The sequence below is a fragment of the Bacillus sp. AFS029637 genome (assembly GCF_002584985.1).
In the GTDB taxonomy this organism is placed as follows: Bacteria; Bacillota; Bacilli; order Bacillales; family Bacillaceae_G; genus Bacillus_A.
In genome coordinates this window covers 1-293 of record NZ_NUPZ01000096.1, presented here as the reverse complement: position 1 = coordinate 293, position 293 = coordinate 1, and the positions used below count along the sequence as shown (strand labels likewise).

Annotated in this window: 1 protein-coding gene; it reads left to right on the top strand. The window is 44.4% G+C overall.

Annotated features, from left to right (window positions below; genetic code table 11):
* Positions 1 to 293: hypothetical protein (locus tag COE49_RS28565; RefSeq protein ID WP_176551495.1), on the top strand; the 293-nt coding region annotated here is incomplete at both ends.

Below are 293 nucleotides of genomic sequence, written 5' to 3'. Positions count from 1 at the left end.
TCTGATTCTGATTCTGATTCTGATTCTGACAGTGACTCTGATTCTGACTCTGATTCCGACTCTGACTCTGATTCCGATTCTGACAGTGACTCTGATAGCGACAGCGACTCTGATTCTGATAGCGACTCTGATTCTGATTCTGATTCTGACAGTGACTCTGATTCCGACAGCGACTCTGATTCTGACTCTGACTCAGATAGTGATTCCGATAGTGACTCTGATTCTGACAGCGACTCTGATTCTGATTCTGACTCTGATTCCGATAGCGACTCTGATTCTGATTCTGATTCTGA